This window comes from Pseudoalteromonas sp. S2893 (genome assembly GCF_005887105.1).
Lineage (GTDB): Bacteria > Pseudomonadota > Gammaproteobacteria > Enterobacterales > Alteromonadaceae > Pseudoalteromonas > Pseudoalteromonas atlantica.
This window is the reverse complement of the sequence record NZ_PNCY01000041.1, coordinates 30,177-49,603: the sequence shown is the minus strand read 5'-3', so window position 1 is coordinate 49,603 and position 19,427 is coordinate 30,177. Positions and strand designations below refer to the sequence as shown.

20 protein-coding genes and 1 tRNA gene are annotated in these 19,427 nt (G+C 39.4%); 4 read left to right on the top strand and 17 right to left on the bottom strand.

Annotation, left to right across the window (positions count from 1 at the left end):
• Positions 1-235: 235 nt before the first annotated feature.
• The 11 genes from ybgF to CWC04_RS16585 all read right to left on the bottom strand — a co-directional run bounded on the left by ybgF (position 236) and on the right by CWC04_RS16585 (position 11,771).
• A complete protein-coding gene (ybgF, locus tag CWC04_RS16635) occupies positions 236-985 on the bottom strand; it encodes a tol-pal system protein YbgF (protein ID WP_004587278.1) in 750 nt (249 codons plus the stop codon).
• A gap of 13 nt (positions 986-998) precedes the next feature.
• Complete coding sequence (gene pal / locus CWC04_RS16630) at positions 999-1,541, bottom strand: peptidoglycan-associated lipoprotein Pal (protein ID WP_004587277.1); 543 nt, start codon at positions 1,539-1,541, stop codon at positions 999-1,001.
• Positions 1,542-1,577: 36 nt separating this feature from the next.
• Positions 1,578-2,936, bottom strand: coding sequence for a Tol-Pal system beta propeller repeat protein TolB (gene tolB, locus CWC04_RS16625; RefSeq protein WP_138685938.1), 1,359 nt, complete (start codon positions 2,934-2,936; stop codon positions 1,578-1,580).
• A 9-nt stretch (positions 2,937-2,945) separates the two neighbouring features.
• Positions 2,946-3,872: a cell envelope integrity protein TolA gene (gene tolA / locus CWC04_RS16620; RefSeq protein WP_024032176.1), complete on the bottom strand. Its 927-nt coding sequence runs from the start codon at positions 3,870-3,872 to the stop codon at positions 2,946-2,948.
• Between the two features lie 4 nt (positions 3,873-3,876).
• Positions 3,877-4,308, bottom strand: coding sequence for a protein TolR (gene tolR, locus CWC04_RS16615; protein ID WP_004587274.1), 432 nt, complete (start codon positions 4,306-4,308; stop codon positions 3,877-3,879).
• Positions 4,295-4,999 carry a protein TolQ gene (gene tolQ / locus CWC04_RS16610; protein ID WP_004587273.1) on the bottom strand — a complete coding sequence of 235 codons (705 nt, stop codon included), beginning with the start codon at positions 4,997-4,999 and terminating at the stop codon, positions 4,295-4,297. The genes tolR and tolQ overlap by 14 nt, the downstream gene beginning before the upstream one ends.
• Positions 5,000-6,278: 1,279 nt before the next feature.
• Positions 6,279-7,286, bottom strand: coding sequence for a Holliday junction branch migration DNA helicase RuvB (ruvB, locus tag CWC04_RS16605; RefSeq protein WP_004587272.1), 1,008 nt, complete (start codon positions 7,284-7,286; stop codon positions 6,279-6,281).
• 7 nt (positions 7,287-7,293) lie between these two features.
• Entirely contained in the window at positions 7,294-7,911 is a 618-nt protein-coding gene (gene ruvA, locus CWC04_RS16600) for a Holliday junction branch migration protein RuvA (RefSeq protein ID WP_089347320.1), read from the bottom strand.
• 2 nt (positions 7,912-7,913) lie between these two features.
• Entirely contained in the window at positions 7,914-8,438 is a 525-nt protein-coding gene (gene ruvC, locus CWC04_RS16595) for a crossover junction endodeoxyribonuclease RuvC (RefSeq protein WP_004587270.1), read from the bottom strand.
• A gap of 128 nt (positions 8,439-8,566) precedes the next feature.
• Positions 8,567-11,068: an ABC transporter permease gene (locus tag CWC04_RS16590; protein WP_138685937.1), complete on the bottom strand. Its 2,502-nt coding sequence runs from the start codon at positions 11,066-11,068 to the stop codon at positions 8,567-8,569.
• A complete protein-coding gene (locus tag CWC04_RS16585; RefSeq protein ID WP_004587268.1) occupies positions 11,058-11,771 on the bottom strand; it encodes an ABC transporter ATP-binding protein in 714 nt (237 codons plus the stop codon). The genes CWC04_RS16590 and CWC04_RS16585 overlap by 11 nt, the downstream gene beginning before the upstream one ends.
• Here CWC04_RS16585 and CWC04_RS16580 point away from each other — a divergent pair, their 5' ends adjacent.
• Together CWC04_RS16580 and CWC04_RS16575 are read left to right on the top strand one after the other, a co-directional pair.
• Complete coding sequence (locus tag CWC04_RS16580) at positions 11,772-12,395, top strand: arylesterase (RefSeq protein ID WP_024032180.1); 624 nt, start codon at positions 11,772-11,774, stop codon at positions 12,393-12,395.
• A 161-nt stretch (positions 12,396-12,556) separates the two neighbouring features.
• A tRNA-Pro gene (locus tag CWC04_RS16575) sits at positions 12,557-12,633 on the top strand.
• A 173-nt stretch (positions 12,634-12,806) separates the two neighbouring features.
• Here CWC04_RS16575 and CWC04_RS16570 read toward each other — a convergent pair.
• Positions 12,807-13,067 carry a hypothetical protein gene (locus CWC04_RS16570; protein ID WP_138685936.1) on the bottom strand — a complete coding sequence of 87 codons (261 nt, stop codon included), beginning with the start codon at positions 13,065-13,067 and terminating at the stop codon, positions 12,807-12,809.
• 169 nt (positions 13,068-13,236) lie between these two features.
• On the opposite strand from CWC04_RS16570, the gene CWC04_RS19875 reads away from it, so the two are divergent.
• Positions 13,237-14,145 carry a YbjQ family protein gene (locus CWC04_RS19875; protein WP_249326177.1) on the top strand — a complete coding sequence of 303 codons (909 nt, stop codon included), beginning with the start codon at positions 13,237-13,239 and terminating at the stop codon, positions 14,143-14,145.
• Between the two features lie 62 nt (positions 14,146-14,207).
• Here CWC04_RS19875 and bamE read toward each other — a convergent pair whose 3' ends face one another.
• A complete protein-coding gene (bamE, locus tag CWC04_RS16560) occupies positions 14,208-14,567 on the bottom strand; it encodes an outer membrane protein assembly factor BamE domain-containing protein (RefSeq protein WP_138685935.1) in 360 nt (119 codons plus the stop codon).
• Between the two features lie 157 nt (positions 14,568-14,724).
• On the opposite strand from bamE, the gene CWC04_RS16555 reads away from it, so the two are divergent.
• The gene (locus CWC04_RS16555; RefSeq protein ID WP_138685934.1) at positions 14,725-15,075 is read left to right on the top strand and encodes a hypothetical protein; all 351 of its coding nucleotides are present in this window, start codon (positions 14,725-14,727) and stop codon (positions 15,073-15,075) included.
• A 922-nt stretch (positions 15,076-15,997) separates the two neighbouring features.
• Here CWC04_RS16555 and CWC04_RS16550 read toward each other — a convergent pair.
• From CWC04_RS16550 to CWC04_RS16535, 4 genes are all read right to left on the bottom strand, one after another.
• Positions 15,998-17,326: a VapE domain-containing protein gene (locus CWC04_RS16550; protein ID WP_138685933.1), complete on the bottom strand. Its 1,329-nt coding sequence runs from the start codon at positions 17,324-17,326 to the stop codon at positions 15,998-16,000.
• Entirely contained in the window at positions 17,323-18,348 is a 1,026-nt protein-coding gene (locus tag CWC04_RS16545; RefSeq protein ID WP_138685932.1) for a hypothetical protein, read from the bottom strand. The genes CWC04_RS16550 and CWC04_RS16545 overlap by 4 nt, the downstream gene beginning before the upstream one ends.
• Before the next feature lie 308 nt (positions 18,349-18,656).
• Entirely contained in the window at positions 18,657-19,196 is a 540-nt protein-coding gene (locus CWC04_RS16540; protein ID WP_138685931.1) for a hypothetical protein, read from the bottom strand.
• A gap of 2 nt (positions 19,197-19,198) precedes the next feature.
• Entirely contained in the window at positions 19,199-19,384 is a 186-nt protein-coding gene (locus CWC04_RS16535) for a helix-turn-helix transcriptional regulator (protein ID WP_138685930.1), read from the bottom strand.
• Positions 19,385-19,427: the final 43 nt, after the last annotated feature.

Genomic DNA, 19,427 nt, shown 5'->3' with positions numbered 1-19,427 from the left:
ACTGAGCTAATGACCCGCTCTTTTTGCCGCATTTTGAGTGGGGTAACCATTCGTTTGCTGCGGGCGCTTATAATACTTATTTATAAAATGAGTGCAACCGAAAATGTCTCTTTTTTTCAGTTTTTATGCCTAGGTGAGCAAAATTAAAGCGTTTGTGCTCAAACTACATGCAAATACAAGATTCGCAGAGTATTTCTATGTAGTTTGAGCTTTAAATACACCGCTTAGATGCGTCCTAATTAGCTAGACGCTCGGTTGCAAGTTTTGCAGCAGTTGTACTTGGATATTGGTTAATTAGATCACCCAATATTTTTTGTGCCTCTTGATTTAGGCCTTGCTCTTGTAAAAGCGTGCCTAACTTTAACATGGCATCTGGTCGTTTATTTGAGTTTGGAAACTCATTAACCACAACTTTAAAGTGCTCACTTGCTTTTACACCATCATTTTTAATGGTCAGCAACTGCCCAAGCCAATAATGTGCATTAGAGGCATACACAGAATTAGGATAGGTTGTTAAAAATGTTTGAAACTCAGGAATAGCTTGGTCGTAGCGTTTATCTTTCATTATTAGCGCTACTGCACGCTCATACGCTTCGTTTTCAGATAAGTCACTGCTATAGGTTTGTGCGTCGCTCGATTGCGTGTAATCGGTTGCAGGCGCAGCAGCGGGTTGTGTATACGCTTGGCTTACGCGGTTTTCTATTTCTTGATAAAGCTCACGCTGGCGCTGAAGTACTTTTTCAAGTTTATAACTTTGCTCTTCAGTAACACCGCGAATTTGGCTTACTTCATCTTGAAGTAGATTAAGTTGTTGCTGTAATTCAACTTGTAATAAGTTTCGCGACTGCATCATGTTTTCTAGTGACGCTAAACGCTTCTCTATGCTCGACTGTGAACTTGCAGCTTCTGAAACAGGAGCGGGAGCAGCCAAAACTTGGGTGCTCCCGCTCAATATCATGGCTGCCAAAATAATTTTCGGCTTCATAATATCTCTTATCTTAGTAAACTAGTACCGCACGGCGGTTTTTAGCGAAAGCTGACTCAGTGCGAGATTTAACCATTGGTTTCTCTTCACCGTAGCTAACTACTGACATTTGGCTAGCAGAAACACCTAAGCTTTGTAGGTATTTTTCTACAGCTTGGCCACGGTGCTCACCTAGTGCAATGTTGTACTCAGGCGTACCGCGCTCATCAGCGTGACCTTCAATTAATACTTTTACTGAAGGGTTCTGAACTAAAAACTCAGCATGTGCACGAAGTAATTCTGCGTACTTGTTCTCAACAGTTGCTTTGTCGAAGTCAAAGTAAATAATTTGTTCTTGACGAAGCGCTTCATACTTTTGACGAAGTTGCTCTTCTGCTTGTTGTTCAGGTGAAATTGTTGCTACTTCAACTGTATCCGTGTTTGTTGATTGCTCAACTGCACTTTGATTTGATTGGTTAGCTGCGCCTTCATCAATATCTGAAGATGAGCTACAAGCGGCTAATGTCATTACTGGCACAGCGATTAGCAGGCCTTTAAGTACTTTGTTAAGTTGCATTGAGTAGATTCCTATTTTTGAGTAAACCAGCAAATATTACTGTAAATATGGCGACCAAGCTGGTGCCTTTACTTGTCCGTCTAGCACGGGTAAACGTGCTTTAAAGCGACCGTCCATCGATACCAGCGCGAGTACCTGTTTATTATTATGAAGCGTGCTATAAATGATCATCGAACCGTTTGGCGCTATGCTCGGTGATTCATCAAGGCGAGTTCGCGTTAATACTTGAAACGCGCCTGTAGCCAGCTCTTTCTTAGCAAGATGGTACTGCCCGTTGGTACGGTTAACCATCACTAATTCTTTACTGTCTGGCGTTATAGAACCCGCTAGGTTCATATCGCCGTCGAAGGTCAATCGTTGTGACCTACCAGTTCTTAAATTTAACTTATAAATCTGGGCATTACCACCCCTTTCAGATGTAAACACAATATCCTGGCCATTTGGATACCAAGATGGTTCAGTATCTATACTACGGTGGCGTGTAAGGCGTGTTTCTTTACGGGTTGCTAAATCTAAAACGTAAACTTCGGTTGCACCTGTTTTATCTTTAGAAAGCACCAATAACATTTTTTTGCCATCTGGTGAAAACTGCGGTGCACCGTTAATACCGCGGTAACTAGTGATCAGCTCACGCTTACCTGAGTATAGGTCTTGAATGTAAATTTGGCTTTGGCGGTTTTCAAACGTAACATACGCAAGCTTAGTACCATCTGGTGACCAAGCTGGCGACATTAACGGCTCTTTTGAGCGCAATAATACTTGCTCGTTAAAGCCATCGTAATCGGCAACCACTAATTGGTATGGCTTAGCTTGGTCTTCACGTACAATTACATAAGCAATTTTAGTTAAAAACGCGCCTTTTTCACCGGTTAGCTTTTCATATACTACATCGCTTATGCGGTGTGAATATCGGCGAAAGCCACTTTCACTAATTACGCTTTCGCGCGCTTCTAAAATATGGTCTTGGCTTTTTACTAGTTTACCGCTGCTCATCATTTGAGTTTGGCCACCGGTAATTTGCCCACGAATAACATCAACTAATTCGTAGCGTACTAAGTAACGCCCATCAGTTTGTTGCTCTACCTCGCCTACTACAACCGCTTCTACACCTTGGTTTACCCATGCTGCGTAGTCAATGTCGCCGTCTTTATTAGGAAGCTGTGGCATTTGAGCTACATCTACTGGTTTAAATTTACCACTGCGCATTAAATCGGCAGCAATTACATCGCTCAATTTTTGTGGAATTGGGCCAACACCGTTGTATTTAAAAGGCACGATGGCAATAGGACGTGCGCCGTCTACACCTTCAGTTATTACAATTTCAAGTGCCGCATTTGCTACACCCTGAAACCCTAATAATATAACTACAAAGGCTATTTTAATTTTGCTGAACATATCATTCCTTTAAAATTCTGGCTTGATTGTTAAATTAATATTCTTAAGTTGCTCGAATACGTCTTTGTCTTTAGATACAGGTAATGTATCGGCCATGCGCACAGCTCTAAGTGCAGCTTCACACACTAGCTTATCACCCCCTAACGATTTAACTTGCGTTACTAAACCATTAAACCCAAGACGAATATTTACTCGACACTGTTGGTTTTTCATTTTTTCATCAATCAGTAAGTTTTGCTGAATGCGCGCCATAATTAAAGCACGGTACTTATCAACTTCGCTTACTACTTGCTGTTGGCGTATTTTACTACGTGCAGCCTGCTCTTTAGCAAGTTGTTCTTGTAACATTTGCTCTTGCAGCGCTTGCTGACGTTTACGCTCTGCTTCTTTTGCACGTTCTTTAGCTTCTGCTTCACGCTTTTTACGCTCTGCTTCGGCTTTTTTCAGTGCCTCTTCTTCTGCTTTGCGTTTATCTGCAGCAGCTTTAGCAGCGTTTTCCGCCTCTTGCTTTTGCTTTTCAGCTTGTTTTGCTTTAGCACGCTCTTTTTGTTCAATTTCGCGCGCTTTTTTAGCTTCAGCCTCAGCTTGTGCTTTTTCTTTCTCTTTTGCTTTGCGCTGTTGCTCTAGCTTTTTAATATTACGCGCTTCGGCTTCACGCTGTTTACGCGCATTGGCGGCTCTGCGTTCTAAGTCGCGAATGCGTTTATCTTCAGCGCGTTTTTTAGCATCTTCTTTTTTTTGTAGCTCAGCAATTTTTTGCTCAACTTGTTTTTGATCAACCGTGACCGCCGAAACCGCATTATCAGGCTCAGGAATAGCCGAATTAAGAGTCACTTCCATTACTTTAGGTGCCGGTGGGTGTATATTTGCAGTTGCCCACAAAAAGCCCCCTAAACCTAAATGTAAAAGTACTGACTTGATTATAGAACTATTCATGTTACTACTGTGTCCCCTCAAAGGATTCTGTCATTAAACCCACAGATGGTACGCCAGCATTCTTTAAAAAGTCCATTAATAACAACACTTCTTGGTAAGAAACCTTACCCGAGCCTTTAATCATTACTGGTACATCAGGGTTTTTCATTAGCTGTAGCTTAATAACCGCGGCCACATCAAGTGCTTCCATTGGCTCCTCTGGATCAGTGCCTATGCTTACATAGTACTTACCTGCCGAGTCAATCGAGGCAATAATGGGTGGCGTGTCTTTAGTATCAACTAAATCCGACTCTTCCATTTTTGGTAAATCAACTTTCACACCGTGAGTAATAAGCGGTGCTGTTGCCATAAATATAATTAGCAATACCAACATTACATCAATGTAAGGTACTACATTAATTTCTGCGACCGGACGGCGCTTCTTACGCTGATACATTCGCTTTAGCCTCTATTTGGGTAGCTGCTTGACGGTGTAAAATGTTGGCAAATTCTTCCATAAAGTTGATGTAGTGTGATTCTAGTTTTTCAACTTTATTAGCAAAGCGGTTATACGCAATAACAGCCGGAATAGCCGCAAATAAACCCATTGCCGTTGCAATAAGTGCCTCAGCAATACCTGGCGCTACCATTTGTAATGTTGCTTGCTTCACTTCACCAAGTGCAATAAAGGCATTCATAATACCCCACACCGTACCGAATAAGCCGATATACGGACTAATTGAACCCACTGTTGCTAAAAATGATAAGCTCGATTCTAGTTTTTCAATTTCACGTGACAGTGCCACACGCATAGAGCGATGCGTACCTTCCATTACAATGCCAGCACTTTGAAATGTGTTCTTTTTATGGCGTGCAAATTCTTTAAAGCCAGATGTAAATAACGCTTCAATACCATGAGATTGACCGCTACGTGATGAGATTTCGTTGTATAGTTTGCTTAAGTCGATACCTGACCAAAATTTTTGTTCGAATTTTTTTGCATCAGACAAGGCGTCGCTTATTGCTTTTTTACGCTGAAAAATAATTGCCCATGACATAACAGACATTGCTACTAGCGCTAGCATTACTAACTGCACAAGCAAACTGGCTTCTAGAATTAGATCTAAAAAATTAAGCCCTGATCCCACGTTAAACTCCTAAATAATTTCAAAAAACGTCAATTTGGTTATTTTGTGTAAATAAGACCATTGTAACGGCCATAAGTTGCATCTAGTGTATCGAGTCAAAGGTTTACTGACAACGATATTGCTATGAATTGGCAACAAAAAACGTTAAACATACGCTCAATCGCTTGTTTGTTTCTAAAACGCGACTACCGCGTTTAGTAAAACACAACTTAATACTACAAAAGTGCGTAAATATACGCAGTAAACTTAATAAAACGCACCGTTTATTCATAAAAAGTGCATAAGCACGCAAAAGTAATTCACGCCACTTTGCATGTACTAATATAACTAATACTGTATCAATACAGCTCAGACCAGTTATTTATTAATTTTCAGCCACTTATAAAGTTAACGAATAATTAACGTACAAGTTTCGAACAACAATAAAATTCATCAGATTAGTTTTTCTTATCTGAAATTTTAAATTTTCTAGTTTGAACAAAAAATGCTTATTCCGTATTATTCTCCCATACCGAGCTTACGCACTGAATGAAACATTTTTCATTAAGCCAAGTTCTTAGTAATAGGATTTTTAATCGTATTACATTGTTTTACTCTTTTTGGATAAAACCTGATTAAGTAAAACGTAGTTCCCTGGATTACTTCCTTCAACTTGTTGTTTGCCCGCATTATATGCGGGCTTTTTTTTGCCTAAATTTTACCGCCAACTTGGCATACAACCGTTATAAATTACACAATCTGTTTAATTGCAAACGGTGTATTTACTATCTTTTTTTACCCGTTTTGTATCATTAAATTATCTACTTTCAGTAAAAAGCATGTTTATAACAAGGTAAAACTTATTAACACAATTAGCGCCACGCCTAATCTCTTATGTTGCTACTGTTTTAAAGCTAACTGGTTTTAATGGTACGCAGCATAGCCACGCCAGTCTTAACGTTAAGTGAATTACAAAACGATTTTAATTTATTGGTTACATTTGCAACAAAGTGGATGAAAGCTGAGTAAGTTTTAAAAAATTATACAAATTTTCTTAATTAAGTGAGCTATGTTGAGGCTGGAAAAACGTGTTGATAGCTAGGCAAAAAATTCGCTATTTAGTTGTTCTTGGCAATTGCTCCTGCATTGCTATACCTTCTACATGCAGTCGTAAATGAGAATTTTTAACGCAGGTAGCGATACGTTTGCTTCGCAAAATGATTAAGTGTTATTGCAAATTGGTATTACATTTAACAGAGGAAGTAGCCCGCTACATTTACAGTAACAGGCTAAAGAGGGGTTAATCTTGTTTTGGGAGTAAACCAAAGTGATGATACGCATTGTCTGATACAATTCGCCCGCGCGGTGTGCGCTGAATAAAGCCTTGCTGAATTAAAAAAGGCTCTATTACATCTTCAATGGTTTCTTTTTCTTCGCCTATGGCGGCGGCTAAATTATCTAGCCCTACAGGCCCACCCATAAATTTTTCGATAATGGCAAGTAAGTATTTACGGTCCATGTAATCAAACCCGCTTTTATCTACGTCAATCATATCAAGGGCTAGCTCAGCAACTGAGGCATTTACTGTACCATCTGATTTTACTTGCGTGTAATCGCGCACACGACGTAATAAGCGGTTAGCTATACGCGGTGTGCCTCGTGAGCGTTTTGCAATTTCGGTAGCGCCATCGTCGCACATTTGTAAATCTAGGTAATGTGCAGAGCGCCCCACTATATGCGATAAGTCAGCTACCGAGTAAAACTCTAAGCGCTGCACTATACCAAAACGGTCTCTAAGTGGTGAGGTAAGTGAGCCTGCGCGTGTTGTCGCGCCAATAAGCGTAAACGGCGGTAAGTCTAATTTAATAGAGCGTGCAGCGGGGCCTTCACCAATCATAATATCGAGTTGGTAATCTTCCATTGCGGGGTAAAGTATTTCTTCAACTTGTGGGCTGAGTCTGTGTATTTCATCAATAAACAGCACGTCGCCTTCTTCAAGGTTGGTAAGCAATGCAGCAAGGTCGCCGGCTTTTTCAAGTACTGGGCCTGAAGTGGTTTTAATACTTACATTAAGCTCATTGGCAACAATATTAGCAAGCGTGGTTTTACCTAAGCCCGGCGGGCCAAATATTAATAGATGATCGAGCGCTTCACCGCGGCTGCGCGCTGCCTCTATAAATATTTCCATTTGCTGCTTAACATGCGGCTGACCTTTGTAGTCGGCTAAAAGCTTGGGCCTTATTGCGCGGTCTATGGTGTCTTCGTTGGTTTTTTCGCTCGCGTCAATTAAACGATCAGCTTCAATCATGGGTTACTCACAACATTGATTTTAAAGATTCTTTAATAAGAACCTCAGTAGACATATCGGGTTTACTTACCGATTTTACTGCTTTTTGCGCCTGTGGCAATTTATAACCAAGCGCAACAAGTGCCGATACGGCATCGTCTGCAGCATTATTGGCAATTGTTGCATCGCTAGGAGGCTCTATAACGGCATTATCGCTAAATGGCGTAAATAAATCGTTACCCCAATCTTTTAAGCGGTCTTTCATTTCAAGCACTAAACGCTCAGCAGTTTTTTTACCCACACCCGGTAATTTAACCAATGTTGTGGCATCTTCGTTGTTTACGCAACTAACAAATTGTTGCGCCGACATGCCCGACAAAATAGCTAAGCCTAGTTTAGGGCCCACACCATTTGCTTTTAATAGTTCTCTAAAAAGCGCGCGCTCGGTTTTATTATTAAAGCCAAATAATAGTTGTGCGTCTTCGCGTACTACAAAGTGCGTGTACACTATGGCGTTTTCACCAATATTAGGTAAGTCGTAAAAACAGGTCATGGGCATTTGTACTTCGTAGCCTACGCCGCTTACTTCTAATAAAATTTCAGGCGGCTGCTTTTCAACTAAAATGCCATTTAAACGGCCAATCATATTTATTTCCTTAAACGTCCTCTAACGGTTTTGCTTGCGCTACCCGCTAGTTTTATTAAATTTTGTTCTGAGTGCGCATGGCAAATTGCAATGGCAAGCGCATCGGCCGCATCGGCTTGCGGTGTGCCAGGTAATTTTAAAATATTTTTGACCATGTGTTGCACTTGCGACTTATCGGCGCCGCCATTACCTACCACAGCTTGTTTAATTTGCCGTGCTGAGTATTCAAATACGGGTAAGTCGGCCATAGAGGCTCCCACTATCGCGGCTCCTCGGGCTTGACCAAGTTTTAGCGCGGCATCCGGGTTATGCGCCATAAATACTTTTTCTATGGCAAAGGTTTCGGGGGAGAACTGCTCTATTATTTGCGTGATCCCTTGGTAGATCATTTTTAATCGTATGGGGAACTCATGCTCGGCTAATTTAATACAACCGCTTCCTAAATAGGTAAATTTAGCACCTTGATGCGCAACCACACCATAACCGGTTAAACGTGAACCTGGGTCTATCCCTAAAATAATGGCCAAACAGCACACTCATTATTGTTATTTTTCAATAACGGTAATAATGCCAGAGCACTGTATAAATTACCAGTGGCGAGTAAAAACAAAAACGCCCGCAACTTAGTGCGGGCGTTTAGCGTTAAAAGTATAGCTTAGGCTAAAGCACGTACTAAGCCTTGGGTATTTTGTTTAAGTTTACGGGCAATCATAAAGTAGCCAAGCGCGGCTACAAACACCCCGCCCGACACTGGCCCTATTAGCCAAATTGCCGGGTGCAACTTACCGGCTAAGTCAAACATTTGCTGCTGAACAATCAATAAGGCTATATCACTAAATAATGCGGCTACAAACCCAGCTAAGCCACCTAATAGCAAAAATTCATAAAGCGTCGCATTTTTTATTAACCGCCCTTTGGCGCCTAACGTTCGCAGTATTACTATTTCTTGCATTCGCTCGCCAAGGCTCGCTTGCACCTGAGATATAAGCACTAATGCGCCACACAAAACAACAATAGCAAGCACAAAGCCAATAGCTAACGACACCTGCTCAATGGTTGATTGTATTTGCTTAACAAAGTTATCTACATCAATGGCGGTAATGGTTGGATAGCTGCGCAGTAACTGGCTAAACGCTTTCTTTTGCTCTGGCTCTATACGCACAGATGAAATATACGTAGCCGGAAAATCTTTTAGCACATCAGGGCTTAAAATAATAAAAAAGTTAGGTTTTAGCGTAGCCCAATTTACTTTACGCACACTGGTAATTTTAGCGTCAAATGATTGCGCACCAATTAAAAATGTTAAGGTGTCGCCTATTTCTACGTCTAGGCGCTCCAACATAGACTCCTCAACCGATGCCTCACCCACTGCGCCTTCGCCAAACCACTGCCCTTGCACAATTTCGTTTTGGGCTGGTACATTATCAAGCCAGGTTAAGTTAAGCTCACGGCCGATGCCTGAACGCGCTTCTTCATCTTTTTTCTCGTTATCTTGCAACGACACTTTACGCGCCACAAGCTCGCCATTTACCGCATTTACTCGCCCACGAATGGTTGGATAAAAATCCGAAACTAAAATATCGTTCTCTGCTAGGTAATTATTTACAGGCTCTAGTTCGTTTTGCGTAATATTAACTAAAAATGCATTAGGTGCATCGGCGGGTAATTGAGACTGCCAATCTGAGATCATGTCGTTTTTAAGCACAATCAAAAACAATAGCAATTTTATCGCCAACGAAAAGCTAATAAGCTGCACCGCATTTACGTTGGCACGTTTTTGTATAGAAGCAATAGCTAACGACCAACTATTGCCTGGTTTTAAACCTAATTTACGGCCACCGCCAAATATTAATTTTGAAATAACAAACAAAACCGCAATCAAAGCAAGCGTGGAGACAAATAAAATAAGCGTTATTTTAATGTTGTTACTAAATAACCACATTAATAAAAACACCGTAAGCGCGCTTAAACCTAAGTGCACACGGCTTACCGCTAGTCTGTCCCCTAAATTACGGCGCAATACTCTAAGCGGTGGAATATCAAATAAATCAAGCAGTGGCTTAATAGAGAACATAACTGCACATATAACACCTGTGCTAATGGCCACCAGCCAAGGTTTAAACCCGGCGGCAGGTAAGCTCATATCCATGCTTTTTGCTAAATAACCAGTGGCTATTTCTTGTAAACCGTAGCCTATGGCTAAACCCACAATAACCGCTAAAGCACACACCATGAGTAAGTGCATAAAATATATTTTACGGATTAATGCACGGCTTCCGCCAAGTGTTTTCATCATTGCTACCGGGTCGTATTGGCGCTCACAATAACGCTTAGCCGACACAGCAATAGCAACCGTAGCCAAAATAATGCCCAGCAAACCGGCCAGTAATAAAAAGCTTTCTGCACGGTTTAAGCTATTTGATATGGGCGACTGCCTATCTTTTACACCATACCAACGTTGGTTTTCCGCCATTTGCGGCTTTAACCATTCATAAAACCGCGTTATATCTGATTCATCGCCTGCATAGAGTTGGCGATAATTAACTCGGCTGCCAGGTTGAATAACCTCAGTTTTTGCAACATCAGCAATATTTATAAGCACTCTGCGGCTGCTCGAAAATACATTAAACGGCGCATCTGGCTCTTCAACCACCACTTTTTCTACATTAAATACTGCCGCGCCTAGCTCTACTTGGCTGCCAATATCAATATTTAAGCTGTAAAAAACCGATTCACTTAGCCACACATTGCCAGGCTTCGGGCCGCTCTGCGCTACTTGAGTTTCGCCAAGCAATGATGATTTAACTTTTAACTCGCCTTTTAACGGGTATTCGTTAGACGCCGCTTTTACTGAGGTAAATTGCATCTCGTCGTTGGCAAATAACATGGTATCAAAGTAGATCATTTGCGCAGTTTGTAAGTTTTCTTGTTTGGCTTTGCTAATAAAAGCCGTATCTAGCTCATGGGCGCTTGCCAGTACTCTATCTGCGGCAATAAACGCGCTACTTTTTTGCGCTATGCTTTGTGCTATTCGCTCAGTGACCATAGACAGTGTAAGCACCGTTAATACCGCCAGCGCAATGGCGGCACTAATTACCGTTAGTTCGCCGCGGCGAAATTCACGCGCAAATAATTTAAGTGCTAACTTAGCCCACATTCGCTACGTCCTCTTTTGAGTTTTTAACTAAGCAGCCCGCTTCAATTTGTACAATATGCTGGCACTTTTGCGCGAGTGCTTCATCGTGAGTTACTAAAATTAGCGTTGTGCCGTGCTGCTGGTTTAAATCAAATAATAGTGACTCCACCATTTTGCCGTTTTTACTGTCTAAATTTGCAGAGGGCTCATCGGCAAATAAAATTTTAGGTGTGCCAATAAAAGCGCGGGCAATGGCTACACGTTGCTGCTCACCACCAGAGAGTTGCGATGGGTAATGATCAATACGATGGCTCAGCCCCACTTTTTCTAATAGGGCAAGAGCTTGCTCTTTGGCATCGCTTTCGCCAGCAAGCTCTGCCGGCAGCATCACGTTTTCAAGTGCGGTTAAGCTTTGTACCAACATAAAAGATTGAAATACAAAACCTACTTTTTCTGCACGCAATGCCGCGCGTTGCTCTTCATCTAATTTATGTAGCGGCTCGCCATCAAGGGTAATTTCACCACTGCTGGCGGTATCTAGCCCCGCTAATAAACTTAATAACGTGGATTTTCCTGAGCCAGAGGTGCCAACAATAGCAACTGACTCGCCATGCTTGACATTAAAGCTGATGTCGCTGAGGATGGGCAACTCACCTTCGAAGGTAGAAACTACTTTAGACAAACCATTTACTTGAATAATATTTAATTGAGAAAGCGCTGACATATGACTCATTCAATCCTACGTTTTGTATTCGTTTTATTTTTAGTTATCAAACCACTTAGTGCGGCGGCCGACAACACGATTTTAATACTTGGAGACAGTTTAAGTGCAGCCTATGGGCTTAAACAAGAGCAAGGCTGGGTTAAATTGTTACAAGATAAATACGATGCAGAGCAGCGTAATATAGAGCTAATTAATGCCAGTATTAGTGGCGAAACTACCGGTGGCGCTTTACGCAGGCTAGATGCCTTACTAGCGCAATACCAACCAAGCCATGTACTTATTGAGCTTGGTGCTAATGATGGTTTACGTGGTTTTCCGGTAACAAAAATGCAGGCCAACTTAACGGATTTAATCGAAAAAAGCCAAGCTGAAAATGCCATGGTCGCGTTAATGGAAATTTATATTCCCCCTAATTACGGGCCGCGTTACAGTAAAATGTTCACTGACAGTTTTACACAAGTAAGTGAAAAAACAAATGCTCATTTACTTAACTTTTTTATGCTTAATGTGGCAGATAAGCCAAACTTAATGCAAAGAGATCAATTACATCCAAATAAAGAAGCACAACCGCTGATACGCGATGAAATGTATGACTCGATCAATCAATGGCTAAATAAAGATTAGGGCGTGTTGTTTGGTGGCTTAACATGCGCTGCACGGCATGTGCTTACTAAGGGCGATACGCCCTTAGCTTAAAGTTTTTTAGCTCATTTGCACAATAAACACGCAAACAAACAATCACTTATTGATTTTTAATAAAATATACGTACTATTGCAAACAACGTCGGTATGTAGCGCAGCTTGGTAGCGCACTGTCATGGGGTGTCAGGGGTCGCAGGTTCAAATCCTGCCATACCGACCATCTTTTCAATAACTTACCCCAAATCCTAATAAGTTATTTTCTACAAAAACACTGCGTGTAGCCAATATGTAGCCACTCTGCTCTTTTTTATAGTCGGGAAATAATAATTTATCTCTTTAATCGTTCGCGCGTATTGGTTGCGAAAGACCCTTTTTACGATGACTGAAAATACCCTAAATAAACTTAGCTAGTTGAGTGTATTGCTCTAAGCTATTACGTAAGCCCCACACACCAGAAAAGCCGTTTCTTTGTAAATACCTGAATAAGCTTTTTCGAGTCCAAGCATTACCCCAACTAGTTTTTAAGTTTTTGTCATTTAAGTAATTTACTAACAATTCATAACTCGGATTTTTAAATTTATGCGCTTCATTTAATACTTTCGCTAACGCTTCAAATATTTGCCTGTCATTGTTAAGTTTATCTATTCGTTTCATAACCCCCCCCCTCATTTGACTTCTTATTATACCCTTTTAAGCAAAGTTATAGGTACGCAATGCCTGTATAAAAAAGGGTAAGCACAGCTTTGCACTGGTAGGCTTAAATAGCTTGAAATTGGCTCGTTCTTTTGTAACTCTGATAAAACAGCAACTACTAAGGACGGTTATGTTTTTTAATAAAAAGAATGATTCGGATGTTAAGAAAGCAGCTCCGCAATGGAACATTAGTGAAAAAGGCCTGACTGATAACATTAACAATATATTTTATGAAACTGCAAAATTAGCCACGGCGGAAAGAAAAGACTCTGAAAATAATACTCATATTACAGTTTGGTATGAGGGGAAATACATTACAAATCTATTGATTGAAAGTGATAAAAGAAATCCTTTTGATAACTTTTATGTTCGTGAATGTGATGATTTTATAGAGGACTTACCTAATATTGAATTTGAAGATATAAATTCTTCCCCTCTCACTCTTTCAGTTTCATCATTAAACTATAAATCAAAAAATTACGCTACAAGTGGCCTAAGAACTCAAAAAGTAAGTAATAAATATGAAGTATACAGTTATGGTAATTTAATAACCTCAGTAGATGAAACACATGCAAATCATATAGAAAAAGCAAAAAAAATTTTTTTGCACAGAAAGTATGGTTTACCAAATAGCTCTTTGCGCAATCAATACTCTAAACTCCAACATGAAAAAATTGAAAACTCTAAATTAGCAAACTTAAATCAAAATGAGATTTTACTCACTACTGAAACTGCTCCAAACTTTAAAGTAATAAAACGTTTAGATGTCATTACTGCCGAGTGTGTTTATGGTATGAATATTTTCAAAGATATATTAGCAAGCCTTAGTGATACTTTTGGTGGAAGAAATAAAAGCATACAAAACACGCTAAGAGATGCCCGCAAAACAGCCTTAGCAGAATTGAGAAAAGAGGCTTTTTCATTAGGAGCTAACGCTGTGATTGGTATCGATTTAGATTACAGTGAAATATCTGGTGGTGGTAAGTCTGGTATGTTGTTTATTGTTGCTTCGGGTACTGCGGTAATTATTGAACGTTAAGCTTATTTATTTTAGCTAGTTAAGGGCGGAATTTTTAAAAAGTACTAATACCGCCCTTAATATTAATTAATACTCATTTGCGGCGCTGCGCCATTGGTATAGGTGTAGTTTGAAACAATGCCGTCATCAAACAATATATCTAGCGTTTTTTGAGTGCCATCGGTTTGAACTTTCATAGTAAACACATAAGATTGAGCTTTTGACGTGCCTTGTGAATAAAAATAAAGCCACTTAACTTGATTGCCATTAATAACCGTTTTTGAGTACGGTTCACCAAACCAATCAGCGACCTGCTCTTTAGTTGTAACTCCCTTTTCTATTTGATCAACTTTATCCGTTTTAAAATTGCTGCCAGTTGTGTAGTTTGCAGTAGCACAGGCCGTTAGTAATAAAGCACATAAAATTAAAATTCCATATTTCATAGTTGTTCCCTTTTCTTTATATGAGCTATTAAAATATACAAGGGTGTGAATATGTTCAACTGTTAATCAATAATCGTATAATTTTATAGTGCCTGCTAATTTAGTATGTTAATTTTAGCCTATAGTCATATATATTATTAATAATAAGGACATTGCAATGAAAAAAATTATCTCCCTTACAAACCTAATGATTTTTCTACTAACTGTGGGCTGTGCTAGTGTGAGTAAAGACGGTATTTCAAAACCAACAATATACACATCACCGATCTCTTATTTAGAAAATTTTCCATTAGACTCAATTTCAGAAGAAAAATTGATTAACCATTTGGGGCTACCTGATAAAAGCACCCAATTAAATGGTAAAAGCTATTACTCTTATGAGGTGGGTAAAGGTTACGGTGAAAGACAGTATATTTATGAAGTAAATAATGGAATTGTAACTAACGTACGCTATAACGACCAAGGCATGTACAACGGCTCAAGCGCGAAAGAGATACAAAACAAATAAAATAGCTCAACTACTTTATTATTTATTAACCACAAGGATGTGAAATTGAAAAACTTATTATTTATTCTAATTGTGCTAATAGTCGGTTGTAAGTCAGCCCCGCCCGTTGACACTCTTTCTAAGCAATATCTTTACGATAACTCTGGCATTTCATCAAGTGAGTTTGATAAAGACATCACAATACAAGCCATACCAATTAATGACACTTTAGCGAGAGGCCTTACTCTCGATATATTTACTTACTTCTTACAATCGAAGGTAAATAAAAAACTCAATCCGTTTCTTACTCATTAGTATTTGGAATTAAGTACAATAAAGAGTGGCGATACTACGACTCTCTGAGCTTTTCTGGTGGTGAAACTAGAAATTCATATGTAATAAAACGAGATGTTACATCTTGCAGCGCAAATATGTTTACGGGCTGTGGTTTTCACGAAATAGTTTCATTCACAATTTTAGAATCAGAATTAATAGAAGCAGTTAAGAATGGTGGACTTAAATTTAGGATCAATAGCAGGTTTAAAAATATTTTTACTATAGGTCTTTTTCCACCTAATTATATCGACGCACTATTGCAGCACGTTAAAGAGCAAAAAAGTTAAAAACTATTAGTTGTACGCACTTACCTAACAACAACTAAGTTGCTAATTTTTAATAGCTTAATTACGTTTGGTTAGGTGTTAAGTAAAATCGCTAACTTTTTAATATTAGCCTTTTCTATACTCGGTAGTCCTTATCCCTTTTACTGACTGCTACATATTTAATCAGCTATTTTTAATTATTTATAGAAAGTTACTTAACTACTTAACTACTTAACACAAATAAATAAAGCCCTCATCAATAAAGGGCTTTAGCGGGGTTAGGTAAGTTTTAAGAGCTTAACTTTACTCAACTAACCTAACAGTTAATATAAAAGAAGCAGCTAGTTACTGCTTAATTTATATCGTGTTTGATTCCCCCCTGCTTTTTTGGCTTGTAGATAACCTTCGCGGTTTAGTCGCTTTAGCGCTTTTCCAATAACACCGTTTGCATAAGAGCTAAGCTTTTTATCTTCATAACTTAACTCACCTGCCGTAAACCAACCATTAATACACTGTGGCCTATCTATTTCGTTTGCAAAATCTATCTTGCTGGCTGGTGCTATGTAATTATCGTATATGTAACTATACGCAAAGCCCTTATCTTGGTAGCTGTCATTAAGCTTGGCTATTTTCTGCAAATCTTCGTTTTTAAGCATCCAACCATAACCACTTAAATAGAGGTGCTTTACTTCAAGCCAAAACTGCTTTAGCTGTGACTCATCAACCTGTTTAAGTGAGCCTGTACCATCATAGTGCCAGCCTAATAGCTCGTTTAGCTTGTCCATGTTAGCGGCTTGTTCCATTTCAATAACAGCAAAGCGGCTTGAGCCTGTTTCATCCTTTAAAAACTCGCTACCGTTAACCGTGGCAATAAAATGTGTTTGCCTTGGTTTTTTAATATCGAGTCTTGCATAAGGTGGCCTTACTGTATCGACTTTATTAGTAATAAACGCTTTTAAGCTCCCTTGCGAGTTTTTACTGGTACGTTCAAGCTCGCCTAGCTCAACAATAAATGAGCGGATACACGATAAAACGCTGTCTTTATCATCGGGGTTTAATGCTGCTCCTTCTAAAAACGCATGTGGAATAATCTCTGCAAAACGAGACACAAATGCTGTTTTTCTAAAAGATTGATCACCTTGTAATACTGGTACAAGTTTACTTTTAAAGTTCTTCTCATAAAGAGAAGCCACACAGCCCACCAGCCAATGCTTTAATATAGTATCGGTTAGTGCTTCATGTTTAGCGTTTAAACAGCTAATAACCGCACTTACGCGCTCTTTACCATCCCATTTTTCACCATCAAGGTATAACTTTACAGGGTGGTATTTAGTTTGCTCACATAGCGCGACTAAATGTGTAGTTATTGCCTTTTCAGGTAAACCATAGATATTTGCAGCAGATATAAGTTTACTATTTATGCTGTCGTAAGAGTCAGCTATTAATTTGCCCAACATATCGCACACCTCGTTATTAAAAGTCATCATGTTAAGCCTAAAGCCTAAGCTACAAAATTGAGCTAAATCAGCGAGGTTTTGATTAGTATTTAATACTCTTACATTGCCTTTACTGTCCTCTTTTAAATCGGTAAAGCGTGGCCTATCTAATACCGTATTTTGTGGTAACTCTATTTCGTAGCTTTTGTGCGGGGCTGGTATATTTATACTCATAATTTAGCCCCCATAAATAACGTTTGGGTGCGTTGGTTTTGCTTATAAATTTTGTACTCTTTTAAGTTATGTTTATGCAAGTCAGGAAAGTACGTTTCAGCAATTTGCTTTAACGCTCTTTTATAATCCCCTTGATAGGAACGTATCACCATAAAATCAAGCTTATCTATACACAGATAATTAGCGCAGGGGTCATTTTCATGGTGCGAATAATAACGCTCTTTACCATCGGTATGACTCGTTAATATATAAGCCCCTGCTTGTTTGCTGGTGGACTCTGGCGGCAAATAAGCCTTACCTTGTGCTTTGTAGCCGTACTGAATAAGCAACTCATGCCATGAATAAGCACTGTTTACAGCATCTATAATAGAAACCTGATTACCTATAAGCTGAGTTTGATAAGCTGGCTTTATAGGCAGACTAATAGCCTGTTCTAGCTGTTTGCTTTGCTCTGCTTCAAATTGCTGTGCGTCCTTGTAAAGCTCAGAGCTTTCAACATCAAGCGCCCTTCCTTCTGCAATTTTAAATTGGTAACTATCATCTTTTAAACGTACAGGTAAATACATAATTTGCTGTGGACGCTTAGCGCAATCATCAGCGTTAAATATATAACTCAAATAGCTTTCCATAGCTGCCCATACCTTATAGGTAATAGAAGCGGCTAGTTCTATATAAACTCTATAACGGTTTGTTGTGGCCTGTTGCTGGTGGCTTGCTGTGGTATGAATTAAGTATGACCCTATACACATACTCTCTAGCATATCGGCAATAATCGCTAACTCTAAATTAGTATCGTCTAAATCAAGCCTAAGCAACGTAAAGTTATCATGTAAGAGTATTGACTCTTTTGTTTTATTGGGCGCATCGGTAGCCGCTATAACAGCCGATCTCGCTTTCGCTTCTCTCGGTGTTAATGCGCCTAAGTATTGAGGGCTTGTAACCTTTAGCCTTAACTCATGCCAATTTATATACGAAAAATCAGCGGTGACATTGTGACTTTTACCATGTAAAAAATTAAGCATGTTCCGCCCCCCTATTAAAATTAATACATAAGTATGCTGTGGCTACAAGAGTATGAATACTCAGCAAAACAATAATATTTTTGATATAATAGAAGCTGAAACATGCCACTTTGATTAGCCCTTTATTGAGGGCTTTTTTTTGTTCAATCATAAAACCCCCGATTCAAGCGCACAAACAATAAAATGTGCAACTGATCCCAGTTGGAAAATTAGAAGCATTAAAAGCTCACTAAGCTTTACACTTACCTCAGAGTTGAGTAACTTATCTATCGCAAGCTTTATTTGTTTGTAATTTTTAAAAGGGCTCATTATTTTGACTCCTTTTTTGGCTGGTGGTTAGTCGCTAAACTATCCCCACCAGTATTTAGTTTAGAAGCCATTCCAGTTGCCGCTGTAGTGGCTTTTTCATTTTCGTTTTGTAGATGGTAGTAATCATCGTTTGCAGCATTACTTACCAAGTCGGCTAATTCTGACTTTGCTCTGATAGATTCAATAAAGGCTTTAGACTCCCTAATTCGGCCTTGCTTAGCGAGTTTATGCGAATCGTGTTTATATTCACTTTTTCTCTCTGCTCTTGCTTTAGCGTCATCAAGCTTTGAACCTGATTTATGTCTAGGGTCTAAACTACGCGCAACAATAACGCCTTTATCATTTGTGCGGTTAATAATGCTCCAGCAATATTTATCCCCTCCCAAAGTTTGTATTGGGCTTCGCTGGCGACCATTAAAAGTAAGGGTTAGATCAGACTCTAAAACTTCGTCATTTTCTAAAAGTAACAAAAGTAATTTGTAAGCTTGAGTATTAGTGTTAGGAATATAATAGAGATCAAAATCGTTAAGTATTTTCATTGCTATACCTCCTTGCTAGCTAACCAATTATCAAGGTCAACTCGCCTAAAAGCGCAGCAGCGATTACTTATACGAATTTTATTTGGGAAGCCAGATTGTTGTTCTAAGCGCCACAGGGTTGTAGTGCTCACTCCTAAATAAGCAGCGGCATATTTTGGGCGTAGGATCTCTTTTGTAGTAGATTTCATAATATATCACCTGATTTGTTGTTCATTCAGATAGTAATTATGA